Annotated in this window: 13 protein-coding genes; 2 read left to right on the forward strand and 11 right to left on the reverse strand. The window is 45.7% G+C overall.

The window, feature by feature from the left end; translation table 11 throughout:
• Nucleotides 1-283: 283 nt before the first annotated feature.
• The 6 genes from HQN88_RS18125 to HQN88_RS18150 all read right to left on the reverse strand — a co-directional run bounded on the left by HQN88_RS18125 (nt 284) and on the right by HQN88_RS18150 (nt 7,583).
• The gene (locus HQN88_RS18125) at nt 284-2,434 is read right to left on the reverse strand and encodes an MMPL family transporter (protein WP_216855752.1); all 2,151 of its coding nucleotides are present in this window, start codon (nt 2,432-2,434) and stop codon (nt 284-286) included.
• A gap of 15 nt (nt 2,435-2,449) precedes the next feature.
• Complete coding sequence (locus HQN88_RS18130) at nt 2,450-3,601, reverse strand: NAD(P)/FAD-dependent oxidoreductase (protein WP_173115008.1); 1,152 nt, start codon at nt 3,599-3,601, stop codon at nt 2,450-2,452.
• A complete protein-coding gene (locus HQN88_RS18135) occupies nt 3,598-4,317 on the reverse strand; it encodes a methyltransferase domain-containing protein (RefSeq protein ID WP_173115210.1) in 720 nt (239 codons plus the stop codon). The genes HQN88_RS18130 and HQN88_RS18135 overlap by 4 nt, the downstream gene beginning before the upstream one ends.
• Nucleotides 4,310-5,458, reverse strand: a complete 1,149-nt coding sequence (locus HQN88_RS18140; protein WP_173115011.1) for a type III polyketide synthase — start codon at nt 5,456-5,458, stop codon at nt 4,310-4,312. The genes HQN88_RS18135 and HQN88_RS18140 overlap by 8 nt, the downstream gene beginning before the upstream one ends.
• Nucleotides 5,459-6,011: 553 nt before the next feature.
• On the reverse strand, nt 6,012-6,626 hold the full coding sequence (locus tag HQN88_RS18145; RefSeq protein ID WP_173115014.1) for a PH domain-containing protein: 615 nt from the start codon (nt 6,624-6,626) through the stop codon (nt 6,012-6,014).
• A 93-nt stretch (nt 6,627-6,719) separates the two neighbouring features.
• Complete coding sequence (locus HQN88_RS18150) at nt 6,720-7,583, reverse strand: AraC family transcriptional regulator (RefSeq protein ID WP_173115017.1); 864 nt, start codon at nt 7,581-7,583, stop codon at nt 6,720-6,722.
• A 139-nt stretch (nt 7,584-7,722) separates the two neighbouring features.
• Here HQN88_RS18150 and HQN88_RS18155 point away from each other — a divergent pair, with 139 nt between their 5' ends.
• A complete protein-coding gene (locus HQN88_RS18155; protein WP_173115020.1) occupies nt 7,723-8,505 on the forward strand; it encodes a phytanoyl-CoA dioxygenase family protein in 783 nt (260 codons plus the stop codon).
• 326 nt (nt 8,506-8,831) lie between these two features.
• Here HQN88_RS18155 and HQN88_RS18160 read toward each other — a convergent pair whose 3' ends face one another.
• Nucleotides 8,832-10,859, reverse strand: a complete 2,028-nt coding sequence (locus HQN88_RS18160; RefSeq protein ID WP_173115022.1) for a beta-galactosidase — start codon at nt 10,857-10,859, stop codon at nt 8,832-8,834.
• A 117-nt stretch (nt 10,860-10,976) separates the two neighbouring features.
• Here HQN88_RS18160 and HQN88_RS18165 point away from each other — a divergent pair, with 117 nt between their 5' ends.
• Nucleotides 10,977-11,801 (forward strand): helix-turn-helix domain-containing protein, encoded by an 825-nt coding sequence (locus HQN88_RS18165; RefSeq protein WP_173115025.1) that lies wholly within the window; start codon nt 10,977-10,979, stop codon nt 11,799-11,801.
• A gap of 341 nt (nt 11,802-12,142) precedes the next feature.
• On the opposite strand, the gene HQN88_RS18170 is transcribed toward HQN88_RS18165, so the two are convergent.
• The 4 genes from HQN88_RS18170 to HQN88_RS18185 form a co-directional block, all read right to left on the reverse strand.
• Nucleotides 12,143-15,202, reverse strand: a complete 3,060-nt coding sequence (locus HQN88_RS18170; RefSeq protein ID WP_173115028.1) for a glycosyl hydrolase — start codon at nt 15,200-15,202, stop codon at nt 12,143-12,145.
• Between the two features lie 121 nt (nt 15,203-15,323).
• Nucleotides 15,324-17,537 carry a helix-turn-helix domain-containing protein gene (locus HQN88_RS18175; RefSeq protein ID WP_173115032.1) on the reverse strand — a complete coding sequence of 738 codons (2,214 nt, stop codon included), beginning with the start codon at nt 17,535-17,537 and terminating at the stop codon, nt 15,324-15,326.
• Nucleotides 17,538-17,779: 242 nt separating this feature from the next.
• Nucleotides 17,780-20,206, reverse strand: coding sequence for an alpha-L-rhamnosidase-related protein (locus tag HQN88_RS18180; RefSeq protein ID WP_173115036.1), 2,427 nt, complete (start codon nt 20,204-20,206; stop codon nt 17,780-17,782).
• Nucleotides 20,207-20,227: 21 nt separating this feature from the next.
• Nucleotides 20,228-21,721 (reverse strand): glycoside hydrolase family 28 protein, encoded by a 1,494-nt coding sequence (locus tag HQN88_RS18185; protein ID WP_173115039.1) that lies wholly within the window; start codon nt 21,719-21,721, stop codon nt 20,228-20,230.
• Between the last annotated feature and the right edge of the window lie 186 nt (nt 21,722-21,907).

Here is a 21,907-nt window from a genome sequence, read left to right on the forward strand (position 1 = left end):
TGATGAATTCCCTCAATAATTCAATCTAAATGGAAAATATGTAGTTAATTCTTCCATATCTATCTAGATAAGGTGAAATGGTCAAAATTAACTGTAGGTTATCCATCTATTCTTTGTTTAATCGGAAAATCTAAAGATATAACTCCATAAAATCCATCTATTTTGCCGGGAGCATAGAAGATTTACGATTCTACTTCTAATCACACAACTATCTTCTCATTCAACTAAACACCTTAACTTTACTCATAGCCAACATGAGAAACCTCTATGCTGCCATTCAAACCTATGTACGCCTTCTACTCACACCAGGCCCCCACCAGTTCCACTTTCCAAGTATAACCATCAGAGACGGAACAAGCACCAATCTAATTACCGTCGCATCGATAAAAATCGCGGCTGCAATGCCCAACCCTAGCTGTTTCACACCAACAACATCTCCGAATGCAAAAGGCAATGTAACCGCAATCATGATTGCTGCTGCAGAGTTGATAATCTTACTTATAGACCCTAAACCGACTAGCACAGATCGCTGGTTATCGTGCGTCCGCTGGTACTCCTCATAGATGCGCGATACTAGGAAAACGCCATAATCCATCGAGATCCCAAACGCCAGTCCAAAGATAAACACAGGTATCATAATGGCGATTCTACTCGGTTCTAAGCCGAAATGCCCATCTTCAAATAGCCAAGCTAGAATCCCGAAAGATGCACCTAAGCTAAGGAGGTTCATGAGGATTGTTTTTAAGGGGATGAGAATGGAACGGAAAGCGATGAATAAGACCACATAGTTAGAAATCAATATGAACAGAAGGACATAGAGTAAGTTGTCAAAAATATCATCGAAAATCTCCTGCTGATACTTCGCCTCACCGCCAAGTAGAAATGGGAGCGCTCCTGATTCCCCCTCAATTTCCCAACGTCTCACCCAATCCATCACTTGTTGTGAGGAGGGTTCACCTTGTAATCGAACCTGAACGAGCATCTCATTCTTATGGACAAATGCTTGAAAGATGCGCTCGTAGTTCGCTTTTGCGTTTGGTTGTTGAGATAACATATAGAGTTGATCATAGGGCATTCTCATTTTCGAATAGATCGAATCTGCCTTTTCAACGAGCGGATCCCTCTCTAGCTTTTGCACCAGTAACGACGCGTTCTTCCAATCACTTTGGGTCAACTGAGTTGTTTTCCCTTTAATAACCAGATAGACATCTGAACTTTTTTTCGTTCCAAAATGTGTTTGGTACGCCTCGAATGCGGCGCGGGATTCATAGCCCTTCGGCAAAGAAGTTGCATCGGGGATGGCTAGTTTCATCTTCGTCAGTGGGAGGAAACAACAAATAAGGATACAGGCTGCGAGCAGACTCATTTGGACAGGTTTTCTCATCACAAAATGTGCCATGGCAAACCACAAATTATTCTTACCTTTTGTCGTATGTAGCGGTCTACGTTCAGCTCGAATGGCAGGCCACCACAGGGTTAGAAGTGCCGGCACTAACGTGAGCGTCAGCATAACAGAGACGGCTAACACAGTCATTGCACCTAAGGCAATGGTCGAAAATATAGGAAGCGGAATGAACAATATGCCCATGAGGCCTAAAAAAACACTCAGCGCCGAGAACAAGACGGCTCTTCCAGCTGTCGTCATCGTCGTCAGGATGGCTTGTCCAACAGGGAGCACATGAATTTCCTCACGAAAACGACTAACCATCATCAAGGCAAAATCTATGCTAAGGGCTAGACCTACCATCGGAATAACATTCAAGACAAAGTTAGATAAATCAATATGTGTGCCTATCCCATACATGATGCCCATTGTGCTCGTAACGCCAAAAACGCCAACGATGATAGGAATCAGCGAGGACGTCATGCCACCAAATGCCAGCCAAAGAATCAAAAAGGCTGCGGGGATGCCTAAGCTTTCTGCTTTTCTCAAATCATGCTGACTCGCTCGATTTACATCTTCTTGCACAACTGACTTCCCCGTCAATGACACATTCATCTCTCGATGCTGCGGTAGCCGTGTCCGTATTTCCCGCAATACGGGTTCCATGTCATGTGGACTTTGCTCAAATCCAAGCAGCGCATAAGCGTAATTCCCTTGGACCATCCCTTCTCGTTCAAGCGGAGATACGATCTCTCTTAATCCTTGCATGCCGTGTAATGTTAATAAGTCTTGCTGTAAGTACCGATCGAATTGCTGAGGTTCAAGCTTGCTATTTTTCTCAAATACGAGAATGACGGGATTTGCTGGCATATGAAAATCAGAAGCAAGTGTTTGTTCGACCTTAGCAAAAGTGCCATCTGAAATCAGCCCATGATCCTTCAGAACAGCAGGCAACTTGGGAGCGTACCATCCGAAATATAGGAAAAACAGGACCCAGAATACGACGATGATTTTAGGATATCGGAGGGATATCAAGGCAAGCTTATGCAAGATTATCCCCCTCCCTTAATACTCGATTTCTTTCAACCTAGTCGCTTGCACAAATCGCTCTGCCAATCCAGGTGTGAACTTTGCTGCAGCAAGCATTACGCTGGGCAAATAAGGAATAGTTAACATCCCCTGCAGTCGATGTCCCCACTTCAAGGGCCCTTTGAATTCCCGATGTATTGCCCCCGAATAGTCCCGTTCCCATTCAACTAAGCTGATTTGTCCCTTCAGATATCGTGATGCGAATGGTGCGCATAACATTGCTGAGCGGATCGCCATCGACATCCCGTCTCCACAAAGTGGCGGCAGCATCATAGCGGCGTCTCCTAGACGGGGAAACATATCCCATGCAAGAGGCTTACGCGTTAACTTTACAGGAGCAACAGCCGCTTGTGTACCAGCGATAGGTTGTGCAGAAGATAAGCGCTCCCATAGCTTGCTATGCTTAGCACTTGCCGCCTCGATCAGCCCCAGAATTGATTTGTCTACCTGTTGAAAAGCCTCTCGTTCCAGTAGTGCTGCCACATTCACCAACCCATCTTCAATCGGAGATAGACCTAGGTAGCCGCCTTCAAAGAAATATAGTTCGACAACTCCATCCATGTTCAACCCTTTATAGTGTGATTTCACACCTAGATGTACCCCTTTGTTGGGCATGGCTTCGCGCGATGTTTGACTTTGCAGACCAGGAATAGCCGTTGCACCGCAGGCAGCAATGACAGCTCGTACGTGATATTCTTGAACCACACCATGCTGTTTCGTCGTCATGATGTATCCCTGCTCACCGGGTTTCACAGAAATCACGGTTGTTTCAGTCTGGACCTGCACACCTGCACGTAAAGCCGATTGATGAAGCGTTGCGTCAAGTTGATAGCGGCTTACACCCCAGGCTGTTCCTGGAAGAGCAATTTCCAGTTGCTTGCCCCGACTGAGCATCAAGCTTGTCTGATGAATCCTACTTGGCTTTAAGGCCGACACAGCTTCGCGCAGTCCAAGTTTTTTGAGCATCGTGAGGGATTCTGGAGATAAAAATTCCCCGCATACCTTATGTCTTGGGAATGCTTTACGATCGAACAGCACCGTATCCCAGCCATGATCAGCTAAGGATTTGGCCATCACACTGCCTGCGATTCCTGCACCAACAACCGCTGCATCATAGATGTGAGTCATCGCGCCCGCTCCCTTTTCACAATGACGACAGCATACCTAAACAGCGGTCTCCACGACACGATCATGTCGGTGATGTCCAGTGCTTTGCGTAGCATCGTCCAATCCTTTGCACGAAAGCCTTTGGCTACCGATAAGGGGCCGTCATTTAAAATGTAACGGTTCTTGGAAATCATGCGAGCCGTCACCCACACAGCCCCCCAGGCAATCCAATGCCGATGGATATCATTAATTACAACGCCTAATCGGGATGCCTTCAACATACAACCCACAACTTGCGGAAGCTCCGTATTCGTAAAATGATGCACAAATTGTGTACCGGTCGTGATATCAACCCCATTTTCCGGTAGCTGAAATAAACTGCTCCGCATCACGCTCACACGTGGCTCTGTACGGAAGAACTCGCGCGCCTCCGCACACGCTTCCTCTGTAATATCAACTAGCGTAATTCGCAGTTCTACGCCATTCTCATCCGCCCAGCGCAAAAGATGGCGATTGACATCACCAGAACCAGATCCAACATCCAGGATCGTTAATGTCTTAGGTTTGCCAGCTTGCACCCATAAGCGCTTAAAGCCATACAATGTTGGCCCAGCAGCGCCAAAAATGCGATTAAGCCGACGCAAATGTTGCAAAGCTTGCCGAAGCTCGGGGCCTCCCGACGAGAAGTCATCCATTAATTCATGCTGCACTGCTCGTTGTTTGAGCCCCTTAAACATATGTTTCATCTAACTTTGTTTCCTGTATGGCGGCTACACCTTGATAAGTGAATTGAATCATTTCACACGTAAGTCCTGGTCCGAATGCGAGAGATAGCCCGCTTGTCGGTCCTGCTCCGCGATTCGCCAGTTCCTGCCTCATTTCATCGAGGACGAAAAGGATCGTAGCCGAAGACATATTGCCATAATTGCGCAATACCGTGCGGCTCGGTCGTGTTTCTTCAGCGGTTAATCCGTAAACCTCCTCCAAAGCATCAATAATCCCTTTTCCTCCTGGATGAATCGCCCAAAGCTCCGGTTTAGGTCCTCCATTAAGCAGATGCGCGACTTGTTCGGGAATCCAAGTTCCAATTAACTTAGGGATATTCGGAGACAGATATAGATCAAAACCGTGATTTCCTACCTCCCATTTCATTTCATCCGCGCAATCTTGCAGAAGAATGGAATGATCATTTCCTAATTGAAAAATGGGATGATGGAGATCACTTGCAACACCAACCACACAAGACGAAGCGCCATCTCCGAAAAAGGAAGCCCCAAATAATGCCTCGCGATCACTCGAAGGCTGAATATGAAGCGTACATAATTCCACGCAGACAACTAGGATTTTGGCAGTCGGGTTGCTGGAAGCGATTTGACGTGACAAACACACAGCCTTCAATCCGGCCGCGCAGCCCAGGAAATTGAAGGGAATTCGATTCACATTGGCGGCTAGTCCCAATCTTTGCGTCAATGCGGCATCTAGTCCTGGCAAGAACTGTCCTGTACAGCTTACGGTGATCAGATGCGTGATGTCAGACACGTCAACTTGGGCATCAATCAGCGCCTTCTCGGCCGCATATAAGGCCAGTGGTACAGACTCGCGCTTGTACGTGGCCATGCGATCAGAAGTCGAAGGCGCTTTCTGATTCGATTGTGAAAAATATCGACAATGCTCAGCTGTTTCCAGCAGGTTCGGCTCACAGGTGTATCTGGTTTCAACACCGCATTGCTTGAAAATTTTTTTAGCCCAACGCGCAGAGTTAGGGTTGTCACGCAATGCATCCGTTAATCGCCCAGAAGTATCTGCTTGGTCTAGACGGAATTCAGGCACTGCTGTGCCAATTCCAAGAATTGCGATAACCTGATCTTCTCGTTTCATTGTATACACTCATCCCCTTGGCTCATTCAATTCATGGTTGGACATGCGGGTCACTTTACACATATCTATTCATGGATAGTAGCGGATATGAGAAAATCTTCCATCGTTTGGAAATGAAATCTAAATCAACTAGGTGGCGATTATAGGTTTGGAGGCGTTCGGCCCTACAGTCATGCATTAACTGGAAAATATACATCTATTTATGCGGAATTTACTCAAAAACTTGAATTAACTGTAAAACATGTAGGTAATACTGCTTCTTTTGTTCGAATGGGCTGAAATGGTTAAAATTAACTGTAGGTTATCCAGCTATTCTCCGTTTGAACTAAAAATCCCCGAATTTAACTGTATAAATTCCATCTATTCGTCAGCAGCACTGGAGATTTACGAAACTTCCACCTTCCTAACTCACCTATCAAACTCAGCAACCATACTTCTATACTTACTTCTACTTCTACTTCTACAGCCACCCCTTTCCCCATCACCTACAAATTATATGTATTTTATGTAAAAAAAAGCCTTGCATCCGCAAGGCTTCCTTCTTTCACTTCATTTAGTTATTAATATAACGTTCAAAGACAGCACCAAAATCCTTAACCTTCAACTCCGAATGCTTACCTTTCAACCAGTTGTAGGTGGATTCCGTAATCGCATCGAATTGGGTAACCGGAGAAGTCGTTTGTGTCGTGATTCGACCAGTCGCTTCTTTTGCGACAGCTACGCTTTGCTTGGCGTATTCAAACAGTTCCTCATTATGGGCAACTGTCTCGGAAATTTTGATCAAAGCTTTGTACAAGTCTTTGATCTGTTCAATTTGCTTTTTATCCACATCAATGGAGAAGTTCGTGTTACCGATAATGAATTTGATCTCAACATCAAGATCGATCGTTCCTGCCGTTTCCATATACACTTGGGAGATCGCATGAGTATGATAGCTGAAACGTTTCAGCACTCGCTTAGAGCTAATCGCACTATCTCCATCTAAATGGATGAGCGCAAGGTTCGTAAAGCAATATTCGTCTTTCTTGGATTTGATGATGAAGTAAATCTTCTCCCCATCCTCATGCATCACATAATCATCAGAATCAACCTTATCAAAATCCGCTGGACTAATTACTTTACCGATATCACTTAAGCCTAACGCATCCGCTGCAAATTTCTTAAACACTGGAACCATCCTCTCATTGATTAAAATATAGGTAGACTAATCCCATTATACGGTATGGTTAGAATTTACATAAGTAGCAAATTGTTAGCCATTCTATCGTTTCTCTTTTTGACGGAAGCGGCCAGGGGGAATTTTCTTCTCCAGTAGAAAGGTACGTGTAAAATAATGAACAGAAGAAAACCCCGTCATTTCAGCAATTTCTTTAATAGGCAGGTCGCTGCTCAGCAGCAGGTGGGCTGCTTGGCGAATACGTTCACTCCGAATGAAATTAGTGAAGCTTTCATGAATTCCCTCTGAGAATAGGCGCGACAGATGGCGCTCCGATACGCTCAAATAGCTGGCAACATCTTTGAGTTGCAGAGCTTGGGAGAGATTATCACGGATATAGAGCTTCGCTCGCCGCATTAGAATATGTGTGCTTTTATGCCGAATGATAGGCATCTTGGATTGCCTTCCGAATACAACAGGGAACGACACTAACAAGGCATAAGCAACCGAATGAATGGCTGAATACGGGAGACTCCCATGCCCCTCGCGGATGAGGAGTGATCGCCATAATTGCACAGTCGCTACATCATCTGCCTCATAAATAACCGCATCACCGTGGAGTGCGAGCCCATTGAATGTTTCACGCATCGCGTCATCACACAAGGTTTCATCCAGCTCAAACGCAATAAATAAAATATTCAACCCTTTTACCGTGCGAATTTGGTGGGTAATACCAGGTTTTGAGCAAAAAAGCGTACCTGATCGAAGTGGATAGACCATCTCTTCCTCTGAATATAAGCCCTCTCCATCCAGAATGTAACAGATTTCGAAAAAAGAATGCTTATGGGGTTGATTATCATACAAACAAGGATCAACTCCCCAATAGTGTACTTTAAAGACAGCTTCGGCACCTTGGATGACCGTTAAAGCTTCATTCAACATCGCATACGTTTCCTTGTACTGATACATAAGCTTCACCTTTTCGGAGATTATGACCTTATTGTGCAAAAGTATGTCCTCTGTTGAAAAAGATTATCCCGTCACTTCCTCCTATAATTATAGATAGAAAGCGGATTAATGAGCAACCACAAAATGGAGGCATGTTACGATGATACAATCTAAAGATGTTGATTTTTACAAAGAAAATGGTTATTTGCTAGTCAAAGGGGTATTTAATGAAGCGGAAGTTGCGGAGATGAGAGTAGCAGTTGAGAACATTATTGCGCGTGCCGCACACGCGAAAGCCGATAGAAATGATGCTTGGCAAGGGGACTTTTTGCCTGCAGAAGAATTAAAAAAGCTCGTCCTCAAGGGCTTTCATGATGTGCATTATCACGATGCCTCCTTCATGCGAGCCGTGATTCACCCGAATATGGTAGCGGTTTTGAGACAACTCATTGGGCCTAACGTTCAACTCCATCATTCCAAAATGCTGGTTAAGCCTCCTGAGAACGGCGCTGCCTTCCCGATGCATCAAGATTATCCATACTTCCCGCATGAGAAGCATTCGATGTTGGCGGCAAGTGTTCACTTGGATCGTGCCGATGAAGAGAATGGCTGTCTGCGCGTTATTCCCGGCTCTCATCTATCTGGAAGCTTACAGCATATCGGCACACATTATTTGAATCATAAAGAGTATCCGATCCATATGGGAACACCTTGTGAAGCGGAAGCTGGCGATGTCCTATTCTTTAATTACTTAACGATCCATGGATCGTCTTCCAATAAGAGCTCCAGAACAAGGAGAAATGTATTATTTCAATATCGGGAGGCGAGTGATTTCCCGACCACGCAAGAGCATTTTGACTGGGGCATGGGGTTAATGGTTAGCGGTGAGAATCCTAATTTCACGAAAGTGAAGCCTAACTACAAGATTATCAAAGACGCTTAGTGTGTTGTCCATACTTCATACTTTCGGAAATCATACGCAAAAACCCTACAAGTTCATGTAGGGTTTTTGTTGATAGATCTACTCCATCGGTTGGGGAGGAACGTGAGTGCGCTATTTATGCTAAGCCCTCCCTTTTCGGCGGAAAGGGGAACGTACGTACACTATTCGTCCGGTTTTTGCTGGTTTTTGTCGTTATACGGACGAATAGCGCACTGAGGTTCCCTCTCCAACTCCATTTCACCTATTTTGCCGCACATAGAGGATCCTAGTTCCTCTTCCTACTGGTTACTGTCCTATCGGGTACCACCAACAAGGAGAAAAGTAGTTTACTTTTCAATGATGAGAACTTGCTTGGCTGCCAGCGTTGCTTCCAGTTCAATAAAATCCCCCGAAATTAAATCCGTCCCCTTCAAATCCCCTAACGAAACCCGTGTAACCTGATCATTATGATTCAAAATAAAGACAAACGACTCATTCTGCTCATTGATTCTCGTAGAAACCTCAACGCCAGGCACAGGTGGGATTGGTGCAGTAATCCCTTTATCTTGGCACAAGTTGCCAAGCAGCGCTTGTAGAAATGCTGGCTCAGGACTGGATGCTACGTACCATGCTTGACCCGCTCCATATTTATTAACAGTCAGCGCAGGCATGCCTTGATAGAAATCCTTGCCATACACCGCTTTTACTTCAGCTCCCTCAGCATGGATTAAATCACATAGGATACCGCATTGGTAGCTGCCCTCCAAGCCCCCCCATTGCTCATTTAGCTGAATTTGGTTGCTCTGATCAGGGAATAACGCATCAATTTCTTCTGCCCAAATGCCTAGAACATTTCGCAGCTCACCTGGGTACCCGCCAAGAGTAACGCGATCATACTCGTTGACGATACCGCTGAAAAAAGTAGTCAGGAAGGTTCCTCCGGCATGAACGAATTGTTCCACGCGCTTCGCATATCCCTCTTTCACCATGTAAAGGACAGGGGCAATGACGATATCATAGCCTGTGAGATCGGTATCCGTACCGATCATATCTACTTGAATATTTTGCTGGAATAGGGCGTCATAATATTTATGAACTTCATCGACATATTTAAGGTCAATTGTCGGTCCGCTCGACAGGCCAACCGCCCAGCGGTTTTCCCAATCGAACACAATGCCAACCCGTGCTTTCACTTTTGCATCCAGTACTTTATCCGATAATCGCTCCAGCTCATGCCCAAGCTCCGCGCACTCGCGGAATACCCGTGTATGTTCATGTCCAACATGTTCAATAACTGCGCCATGGAACTTCTCACAAGCGCCAGCAGACCGGCGAAGCTGAAAGAAAAGAATGGTATCCGCACCATGTGCAACTGCTTGATAGCTCCACAGCTTCATGACACCTGGACGTTTCAACGAGTTGTACTTCTGCCAGTTCTGTTGGCTAGGTGTTTGTTCCATCAACATGAACGGCTGACCGTCCTTTAACCCACGCATCAGGTCATGCGTCATGGAAGTCAGACTGACCGGCGTATCTAGGGATGGATAGTTGTCCCATGAGATCACATCCAAATAAGGGGCCCATTTGAAATAGTCTAATTCTTTGTAAAGCCCCATTAAATTTGTCGTTATCGGCAGTTGAGGGCAGTGGCGTCTAATCGCGTTATACTCTAGTTTGTAACAATCTAGTAAACTATCAGACATAAATCTACGATAGTCTAATGAAATAGATTGAAAGAAAGAACGATCTCCAGGCGTCTCCTCAGTAAGTGCATTAGGCGGCTCAATCTCTTCCCAGTCGTAGAACGTATGACCCCAGAAACCTGTATACCATGCTTTGTTTAATTGATCTAGCGTCGTATATCGTTCTTGCAGCCATGTACGAAATGCTTCCGCGCAATTATCGCAATAGCAATACCCGCCATATTCATTCGATACGTGCCAAATCAGAACAGCCTCGTGATCTTGATATCGTTGGGCTAACTTCTCTGCAATTCGTTCCGAATAGGTGCGGTAAGTTGGACTATTGGGACAAGAATTGTGTCTCTTCCCAAATTTATGTTTGCGTCCTTCAAAATCCACGCGACAAACATCCGGATATTTCTTAGCCATCCAAGCAGGGTGAGCTCCCGTGCTCGTTGCTAAACACACATAGGTTCCATTGGCATGCAGACGATTAATGATGTCATCGAGCCAAGTGAAATCATAGGTATCTTCATTCGGTTGTGATAGCGCCCACGAGAATACATTGATCGTCGCGACATCAATTCCCGCTAGCTTGAACATGCGTAAATCCTCGTCCATCACTTCTTTATCCCATTGTTCTGGATTGTAATCTCCACCATACCAAATTTTCGGAAGCTTAGGATGTATCACGATTCGCACCTCTTCATGTAAATTCATATAAGAATAAGTACATTATAATAAATTCATAATCATGTTAAAATATAATATAAATGCAATCTTATATAAGAAAATGGAACAGGAGGATGGATGGTGCATACTCGATTTTTGCTAACGCCCAGTACAGCCCAGCCCTACCCTTTATATATCGATAGCATCGGTCATCACGAAGATCAGGAGAAGCTCAATCGTAAAGATGGCCTCCCTCACTATCATTGGCTGCAAACTTTTTCCGGTGAAGGCGAATATGAAATGGGCAATAGGAAAGTCCTTTTATCAAAAGGCTCTGGCGTCCTCATGCTGCCCGGTGAACCTCACGCTTATTATGCCGTTACGGAGACCTGGTGCACACAGTACGTCACGTTCGGTGGCAATAGTGTGCATACGATCTTAAGCACGTTAGACATGCTGGAGTCTGCCGTCTTCCGTTGGGATGAGGAAGGTCCTCTAAACCTAGCTCTGACTACTATTTTGAACAAACTTCAGACACAAGCCGATTATTCTGGCTACGATGCTTCCGCAGATTTGTACCACTTCTTGATCCAGATTAAAAAGCATGCACAAATTAACAATCGCACCTCGATTACGAATCAAATGCTTCACTTACAGCCGCTAACGGACTGGCTAGAAGATCACTATCCGAATCCGGATACTGGGATCGAACAGATGGCCGCAGTCCTTGCGATTACTCCACGGCATTTAAATACGCTGTGTCAGCATGCTTTCGGGCTTTCACCTTATGCCTACCTCATCATGATGCGACTTCGCAAATCCAAAGAATTGCTGCTAACCGACAGACATCGCGCCATTAAAGAGATTGCTGTACGTGTAGGGTTTCGTGATACGAGCCATTTCATTGCCAGCTTTCGTAAACAAATTGGCCTTACGCCGGAACGATTTAGAGCGTTGAATTAAGGGCGTGAGGCCGCCTCACTAGTATTACGCCTGCTATACCATCCGTTTTCTAGGCAGATTCGACAGTAATGTCGTTTTTCGCTGCCTCAGGCAAAAATAACTGGATTTCATGTAGCTATTTCGCCCGAAATGGCTGACTTTTGGGGTATTGCTGGATTCTATACAGGTAATTTGGTGGTCTATGGCCAGTTCCGTTCTAATCGGCAGAAATAGCTGTATGTTTTACATTTATTCTTAGTAAAGGTAGAATTCCGGTGAAATTACCTGTATGTTGTACAGTTATTACAAAAAAACAGATCACGGGCAGATAAACATCTGTCTATGATCTGTTTTTCAGTTTTTCAAATAATAGAAACCACGATACGCGGCGGTACTGGCAATCCGAACCTAACAAACGTGTATCGATCTACATACATCGAAACCCCTTGAGGTATCCCTTTGTCAGTCCAACCTGGTGTGTTCGTGAAACTGGACGGGCCTACTTTGTAAATTTCACCATGGACATGATGATGAGGGCCAAGTAAATTCCGGCAGCTATTCGTTAGCTCCATCTCGATGACATTCTCCCCATCAACCAGCCATCTACGAATGTCTGCCTCATACGGTTCCCATAAGAATGTTCGAACTTCGTGTCCATTCATCCAAAGTTTGGCTACAGCAGCTTGAGGTGGTTCTGGAAAGAACCACCTCGCCCCAGCGCCATCGTTACAATTCACAAGGATATGCTGTCGCAATCGAAACGTACCCGCGAAGAAAGGAAGTCCTTGCTGAACAAGTTCGCTCGCATGCACGACCTGAGGAATTTCCGTAAGGACAAAAGACCCCTCCGTCTGAACCGCATTTCTTTCACCATAAATATACCCAGATTGGGATTCAACACCAAACTCACCCAGTAGATAGATGCTCTCAATTTCGGTATCGAAGGTTAATTTATTGCCTTCTGATTCAAATTTTTTCGCATTCTCAATCGCTTGATACGTTTCCGGCGAGTTATAAAAATGCCTGTTTAACCGAATGTGATTTTCTCCTCTTTGCACGTTGCCACGGATATCGACTTTGTGAAACGAACCATCTCGCCAAGTTCCGCAGCTCTCGGAGGAGACCTTACGACCGTTAACTTCTATGGCGAAAAGCTCAGGACTTTCCATGACAACAAATAAATCTCTGTTATATCCCGTTTCCCATCCAACATAGAAAGGAAAGTCTAGCTCTATATCAACAGATCGCCCCCACGCTAGTAATTGTTCTTGGATACGAATTACAGGCTGCAGTTCAGACCACTCGCCATCTTCCACACGTAACCGACACGTATCCAATGTGAGGCTGTTGGGGGTGAGGGAAACGACGTCCCAGTGGGAACTCAATATTGTTGTTTCTGTGGATTGACTTTCACTTTTATGTGATGACTGCCCAATTTCAATAGGCCTTTGTCCCGTACTCGGCTTCAGCCGCAGCATATAGGATTGACCAGGATGCAGCGGCAGCTGAAGCCGAATGCCATCTGCCGTTGCGATCTGATCAAGGTATTCAGTGTCGCCGCTTGTAAGATCAATCATGCTCACATTGCCTTTATGAAGCAGCTCGATGTCAACCTGAGCGTAGTGTTCCTCCCCGGAATTGACGACATAATACAGCCGTGATCCTTCAAGTTCCAAGGTTTGCACGTTGACGGTGTCCGCAGCGATCGTAACTCCGCGCTCATCGGTCATCCGAATAGAAGGTGCACTGACACTTGTTATGGCATCCACCATGGCAGCGGATGACCATTCTGGTTTATTCGCTTGCAGGAGCAACTCCGCAAGTTCACTGTCTAGCACACCTTCCACTAGCTGAGGGTAGGGTGCGCATGCAATCATCCGCCCGCCTTGCTGCACGAATTGTTTCAGCAACGTTAGTGTCGTCCTGCTCATCGTCACACTTGGCGGCAGAACCACCACACGGTAGCTCGCCTCTCCTATGATGAACTGGCCGTCTTTCACATGGCCGTGCCCCTCCATGATGCTTTCACTGCCATAATCATGCTCGATAAAGGCTTGACACATCCAGCGCGATAGCTGAGCGAACGCCGTGTGAAACCGCGGAATATCGGAGCGATCTTCTCCGCGCTGCAAGGTCCACGCACTTCGAATCGGGTGCAGGAGCAGCACTTCGACTTGTCTTATACCCTCCGACAGCAGCATCGACAATCTGGCGAAATAATCGTTGAAGCCCTTATAGTCCTCCCACCACGGCTGTTGGAAGAACAAAGAGGGCGGATAATCCCGCTTCCGCAGACCTTTCAGGCTATAGCTCTGCAAATGCTGGCATATCATCGTAATGCCGTGGACGAACTGCCATTCACCAATTCGCTTTAAATCCGCGAAGCTAATATCCCAACCGGAACAGCCGAAGCTTTCGGTAATCGTTTGCTTTTTACCAAGCTGATGTGCGACAGATCCAACCTGTTTCGGAACAATCGGCTCATCTCCGATAAATCGGCCAAGCCAATCACACCCTGGCATATGCAAATGTGCATAGAACGCCATGGGATCTCCAACAGAGGTTACTTGAATCTGCAGCGCTTGTTCATCCACAACATGCCCAGTAAATGACCATCCTTTACTTTGGCACCAGTCACCGATTTGCTTCGCATAAGCCTTCGTGAACATCGCCGTAACACATGCCCAGTAGTCATATCTGGCTTGCGCAGAGCCTTCTATTTGCAGGAATAACGCTGGCAATACGTCCTTCAACTCATACCCATTCGCAGATCGAAAAGCCGCTTCTAATTCAAAGGACCACGGTAATTGACCGCGAGCAAATTGAGGTTCATCCGTAAAAAAGCCCTTAATCACATCACCGAACTCTTCCCCGAAACGCTCCCAATACGCGTCATAAGCGGCTTCAATAAAAGCACCTACTGCTTGCTCGCTTAAGGCATCTAAATAATAGGGATTGATCTCATAGTACAATCGAAGCTGTGCCTTCTCTGCATCTTCATCCCCAAGAAGTCTATACCCGTTCTCAGTCTGCTCATAATACGCTATTGTATGCTGCGCAGCACTTTGAAAAGGTGCTTGTTCACAAAGCAGCTTCTTTTGCTGAAAAGCCGCACCTTTGGCAGGCACTTGTCCGTCTGCGAAGCCGCTCGGCCACCCATTCTCGTCATATAGCCATGGCGACATGCCTAATTCTTTGCCTTTTTTAATGCAGGCACGAATCGCATCCATCCATGCTTCCCCCATGTAGGGAGTTTGAAGTCCACCTCTTGCATGCATGAAAAATCCGCCAATTCCCGCTTTATGCATCTCTTCAATTTGCCGTTCTAATTCAGCGATCTCTAACTTATCATTCCATGACCAAAAGGGAATCGTCCGGTAATCATTAGGCGGATGAAGCAATTGTTCCCATATATTTGACATAAAAACCTCCGAAAGTAGTTGTAGGTGAAAGGCAACATCGCGTCACTTTTCACTCACTTTACCTACTTTGGAGGTTGTATTCAATCTACATTTCTTTGCCGAATTAACATGTAGGCCGATTCTATTGGTGGACCTTCCGGTAATCGCCTGGCGTTGTACCTATCATTTTCTTAAAAGCGCGAATGAATGACATCTGATGTAAATATCCGACATGTTCTGAAATTTCCTGGATCGGCATAGATGTCGTTCTTAGCAATTCTTTGGCACGTTCCATCCGTATTTGGCAGAGGTAGACAACGAATTTCTCACCGAAATCCTCTTTGAATATCGTGCTTAAGCTGGAAGAATTCATATTAAATTGTTCACTAAGACTCGATAGGGATAAATCTGGATCACTGAAATTAGCTTCAATGTACTCTTTTACTTTTTGCACTACACCGTGATTGCCCTTGCTGACACGAATGGCTTCCATTTGCTGTGCGCACGAAGAAATGGTCTCCAAATAAAAGGTTTCAAGCTCATCTAGCGTTTCAAGCGTCTCCATATTCTCATCCCACGGTGTGCGGAATTCCCGATTCCACAATTCTTGATACTCAGGAGGCAGCTCCATCATTTCCCGATAAAAATAATAGTTCATATAACTGAGAATGCCGCTAATCTCCTCTTTCGGAAGCAAAAGACGACGTAACCCCTCAAATAGCAGCTTCAACTGCTCCTGCCACCCATCGTTGCCGACACGGAAAGCTTGCGCAATCGTCCGTACATACTGCAGATAAACGTATAGATCATCATGCGACAACAGCTCAATTTCCCAATGACCGATCACCCGATTGCTGCCAAGCGCAGACTTATAGTCCAGCGCCCTAGCCGATGATTCATAGGACCGATGTATCGCTTGAACTTCGTGTACCGTACAGCCCAAACCGAATGTCACCGTCAGCTTCAAATTGTTCTGCATCCATTGACGGACTTGATCCGTCAGGGTCAACATCATGGTCTCCAGTGGAATCTCCTGCTGTTCTTCAAGAAATAGAATACACAACCGATGATTCGTGACCCATTCCTGCCAAATGCGCAGACCACAGGCTTCAGCCGATTCTTCGACTACTTTTTTCAAAATATACTTAAAAAGCCCCTGATCCTCACGGGAATGCCCACTAATAAACTCGGTATATTTATCAATTTCGACGATGCTGACGGCGGCACTTCCCAATTGCTTCATGCCAAGCTCCAACAACTCATTGTTCCAATCTGCCTGCTCTAACGGGCGACTTCCATCAATAATCTCGTGGAATAGCTGGATACGTCGATACTTATGATTCACGAGACTCTGATTCTGATACTCCTGACTCACCTCAATGATGTTACTCAACGTGTAATCGATATAACTAAGTTCATCGACTGTTGGTCCTTGTATCGGATGCTCTTTATGCACCTGATTGTATTTCTCGATTCGCGACATAATCGTTTCAATTGGCTTATAATTTTTGCGGGTAATATACACAATCCAGCCTATCGCTAGCAGCAGCCCCAAGAATCCAATAATAAACCAACCGCTCTTCATATAGCTAAAAATATTACCCAGCTCTTCCTTCTTAAGCGAGCTCGTATAGGTCCAACCTGTATAGTTGGATATGATCGTAATATCATCAACCTTCGGATCCTTGCCTTTTTGCTCAAAAATCATCTGGCCTTGACTATCTTTAAGTGCAATCTGATTCACTTCAGATATGCCATATTTACTCAGAAATTCTTGAATAGCGTTAAGTTTCACATTAACGACCATTATAGCGATCCCTTTACTTTGCAGGGGAATACTTCGGGACAAAGAAATGACTGTGCCTTCCAGATTCCCATCTTTTAGCATTCGATAGGGACGGGGCAAACTCCAGCTAGCTAGTTCAGGATTATTTATATGACTTTCAATGAACGGTTTATCTGCAAATTGATCGACATTCAGCTTTGTTTTATCACTAATAACCGTTGCATCACCTGCCCGATACAAATAGACAGAATCAATCCATGGATTGGTAGAGGTTAGGCTTTGAAGCAATCGGGAAAGCTCGATGAAAAAGTTCGTATCACTTTGCATCCCAGCGAAGGTCGTTATGTTAACATTGCGAGTTATCGATTCCAGCATCATCATTTCAATGGAATTCAGCGACATGTCAATGCTGCTCTGAATATTTTGCACATACACGCCACTGGATTTAAGGGCTTCTTTACGGGACAGATCGTTGAGCTGAACGACCCCGATAAATACGAATAGACACACAATAAGAATAAGCACAGGCACATAGGAAAGTAGCAAGCGATGGAACCAATTTCTTCTCAAGTAGGGCTCTCTCCTTCATGGTAAAAGGGTATTTATCCTACCATTCTATCCTTGAACGGATATCGGAGCAATATACAACCTTTCGCGGAGTTAACATGGATGTATCTGGAAGCAAAATGAGGATAGTGCGACGATTCGCGCGAGTTAGGGAGCTAAGGGACTTGGTTGCAACTACCTTTCGAGTCAAACTCCGCCAAAAAGCCCCTGCATCAACTACGCTGCAAGGGCTATAAAATCAAGGATCAGCCTAGCAAGGGAAACTCAAACTCATTCTGCCCCTGACTCAGAGGATAGCTCTCATTGCCCCAAACCAACGTGCCGGGCAAACCATGGGGCAATAAGACTTTTACGTGCCATTGGCTGCCCGGACACGCCACTTTTACTTCGATGAAGCCATTCGGATGCGGGAGCTTACCCTGCAAACTCGTTAAAGATCCTAATTGCGGACGAATCACAACAGAAGCAAAACCCATGGATGCTGGGCGAATGCCAAGCAAGCTGGTGTAGAGATGGTAGACCGGATGAGCGCCCCAAGCATGACAGTCCGAACGCGTCGAATCCATGAATATTTCCGGCGTCGTCATAAGACCAATTGCCTCCATACCGAACCAAGGCTCGAGTCTGTCCAACAGCGTTTCAACATGACCCGCAGCCGCTAACACATCGAACGTATAATGATCAAAATACACGCTTGTGCGCATCATATCAGTGGCCGTCTTTCGTATTTCTGGTACGAGGCGACGGTTTAGTCTAGGAGAAATCGACTCACATAATAGGGAAAGTACTTGGGCATGCTCCGAATAATACAGATGGTCAGTATCGTCCGCAAACAGCCCTTTCTCCTCATTCCAGAACAGCTGCTCGGCCACGTTGCTCAGTTCTTTTGCCAACCGTCTTGCACGTGATTCCAACTCTGGTTCCCCTAAGTAAGCTTCAAGCTTGGCAACTAGCTCCAACGTATGTATCATCTGCAGATTATAAGCTGCATTCAATCGATCCGCTCCATGCGGCGGTATGCCCGAGCTCCATGCCTCGGAAGGCGCAGTCTGCCAATCCATGAAGTTCCACGAAATAGGCAATTTTACCGCACCATTCGATGAACGATTGTGCAAGAGACGATCCAGCTCATCCCGAACGCTGCTCATCATGAAACGAATCCATTCTCGGTCGCCTCTCCACAAGGCATAATCGTAGACCATTGCTACCCACCACAAGGAGAAGGAGGAAATATGTTTGCCGCTTTGGTCCGGGTAAGCACAGTTCACAAGTCCAAGATGATTGTTGCGCGACACTCGGAACATGTCCAGTGCTTTACGCGGTAATCGAGCATCAAGCGTACTCACGTAGGTAACAAGCGACTGAATGCGAGTATCCCCCACATACATGAGCTGCTCCCAGTAGGGGCAATCCATGTAGGTTTCGTGTGCACACATTTGCAACGTCCTAAATGACGCAGAAACGACTTGATTTAGGCGTTCATCACTGCTCTGGATAGAACCTTCCATCTCCAACGGATATCTCGTTTCCAGCAGTCTAAACACATTTAGCTCTAACGCATCGCTACCCGTTTCCACGATTAACTCGCCATATCGTCCTGCATGCCACCATAATGTATCGAAACTTCGGTTAGGTCCGCCATCTGGACGAAAGGTATCACCATAACCTCTAAACCATTTACCCGCAATCTCATTTCGGTTCGTCTTGCGTCCGCCATCCATTTCATCATAGAAAGACTCCTCCCAATGGAGTCGAATGACAGAACCTGTGCCTCCCGAAACGACAAGTTCAGGATAGAAACAATAATAATCTCCCAAATCGATAATGACTCTTCTTCGGGTATTCGCTGGAATGTGAATCGGTTGCCCCGTAAGTAAACTATTCCAACGTTCATGCTCCTCTACTAAATCACGACTGGCGACAATCGGATATCCATCTGATTCCAAGATACTGGCTTGCTCAACAAAGCGGATCCCCATAGTCTTCATGCTAACTTCTTGCATCGGTGGCAATGTAGCCGGACGCATAAAACGCTGTACCGACGAAAAGTGATAATTGTCCTGCGTATGATAAACATTCGCCAATGGTTGTACTGGAAGCCAGCCGTCACCTTCCCCGGATAGGGCATCCCAATCGAATACAGTACCGTCAATGTCCAGTTTTGCACCGGTACCGATGCTAGAGGGCAGTGGAACAAAACGATAACCCAGCATCGGCTTCGCTTCCCACTGAGCAACACCAGTCCCCATCAGCGGCGCGAGTGCTTCATCATCTGGACTAAGCAGGAAACCTGGCTGTACGCTGACCTGTGCCCACGGCTTATGATCGCCTATGGCCCAACAGCGTGCAATCCATTGATGCTCTCCTGCGGCAAGTTCGACCTCATACGTCTCATAGAACCAATTGCTGCGGTCTCCACGTTCGCTGCCTCGGCCGATTCTTTTATGATTCAGAAACAGCTCATACCTTTCATCTCCAGAAACGTGTATCCTTTCGCGAAGGGCTTCCTTTAAAGTGAATTTGCATCGGTAAACAATAACAAAAGGCGGTTTCAAAGCCTCACTGAAGGTAATCCAACGGCATGGCCAACCTGTCGTCTGTTCCCATGGTTTTCGGGATTGATTGGTCTCTATTTGTCCATTATAGGGTAAGTCAGTAAGCAGTATTCGCACTCAGACCACCTCCTCATCTCATTATCGAATATCATTCACAACGTACAGCTCCATATTGCGAATATTCATCTCTTCCAACGATGCTGCCGGCTTCGTGCTACCCATCATATAAATCTGATCAAAAGTAACACTTTCAATCCGGAAAGGATCTGTTCCACGCAGCAAGGATGGGAGTCGGCCTTGATCGCGCACCTTAATATTTTTTAAAAGCACCTGGGTAACGGGTCCAATTCCTCTTCCACTCTCTTCAATCTCCAGATGCAGCCAAAAGGGGCCATTTCTTTCATGAATAACTTGCTCAATATCAATGTTCTCAAAGGTTATATTCTCCGCGGGGGCCTTTCCAAAACGATGGTGAATCGCAATAGCCCGACTCGCTTGATAGACGTAACTATTTTTAAAAATAACATTCCGCTGTGCTTGCTCTACTCCCATCCCTACCTTAAAAGCTGCACAGCAGGTCCATGCTACACAATCATCGAACGTCACATTCTCAAGCACTTGTGGCGAGCCAGGCCAATTCTGGGCGATATCCGTTGCTTCATTCCAAGTTTTGGTGGAGAACGGGTCATCCTCCGAAATAGCAATTGTATGTGTAACAAGCACATGCTGTGACTCAACAATATCTATCGCGTCATCCTCGTAGTCAACCAACGATTGAAAGCCCTTGTAGTTCGTAATTTTCACATGATTCGAGCGCGTAGGGATGAGCGCCCAAAGACCAGCATCTCTGCCAATAACCCCATCCATCGTAAAGTTAGAGGTAAGTATGGGCACAACTAAATTGCTAACAAAGTTTTGACTGGCTCTGAGCCATGAACCATTCCCATCAATTGTCCCTCGACCTGTGATCGCAATATTGGTGGAATTAGGTTCTGTTTGGATAAGCCAGGTTCCGTCATAATTTAGACTATCTTTATGAAAATCAACCGTGTAATCCTCTTTATGATCGGTTGCCCGAAGTACGGCGCCTCCTTGCAGATACAAGGTAACATCGCTTTTTAGGATTAGATTGCCGATCAGGAATACGCCTTCGGGAACATAGACTACGCCCCCGCCTGCCGAGCTCGCGTCATTGATGGCTTCTTGAATCGCTGAAGTAGCCAGCGTTTTCCCCGTGAAATCAGCACGATAATTAGCAACCACATGATAGATCCCCTGGCCAGATGCAGGTGGAGCGCTCACTTCAAGGGGATCTGCGATAAGGACGAGCTCTTTCAACTTGTTGATTTTCACAATGAGATAGCGGGACTCATGCAGGTCAAAGGTAAACTTATTCCCATCTACCGTCCCTTGAATCTCAAAAGCTAATGGACTTATCGCATATGTATCGATCGGCTCACACACCGTAATCGTTATGGTTGTTGACCCCGAAAAAGAGAAATGAGCGTAATCATAATCACGATCCGTCAGAAAAGAGATGACCGGTATACCGGTATGATCAGCCTTCACTGTGTAAAACGTTGATTCCATGTAAATAGACGGTAAGGGATAGGTCTCAATCGTTGCAGGCATAATAATCCTCCTAAATTTCTTAGCTTACAGGTTAAACATACCGATTATGGTACGGCCCATCAATCTACATTTCTTTGCAGAATTAACATAGGGAAAAAGATAACCCAATTGCAAAAGTACTTGCCTACTTAATTGTATTAACTGGAAAATATACAGCTATTTACGAGAAATTCCCTCGAATAATTG

The sequence above is a fragment of the Paenibacillus qinlingensis genome, from assembly GCF_013204845.1.
Lineage (GTDB): Bacteria > Bacillota > Bacilli > Paenibacillales > NBRC-103111 > Paenibacillus_E > Paenibacillus_E qinlingensis.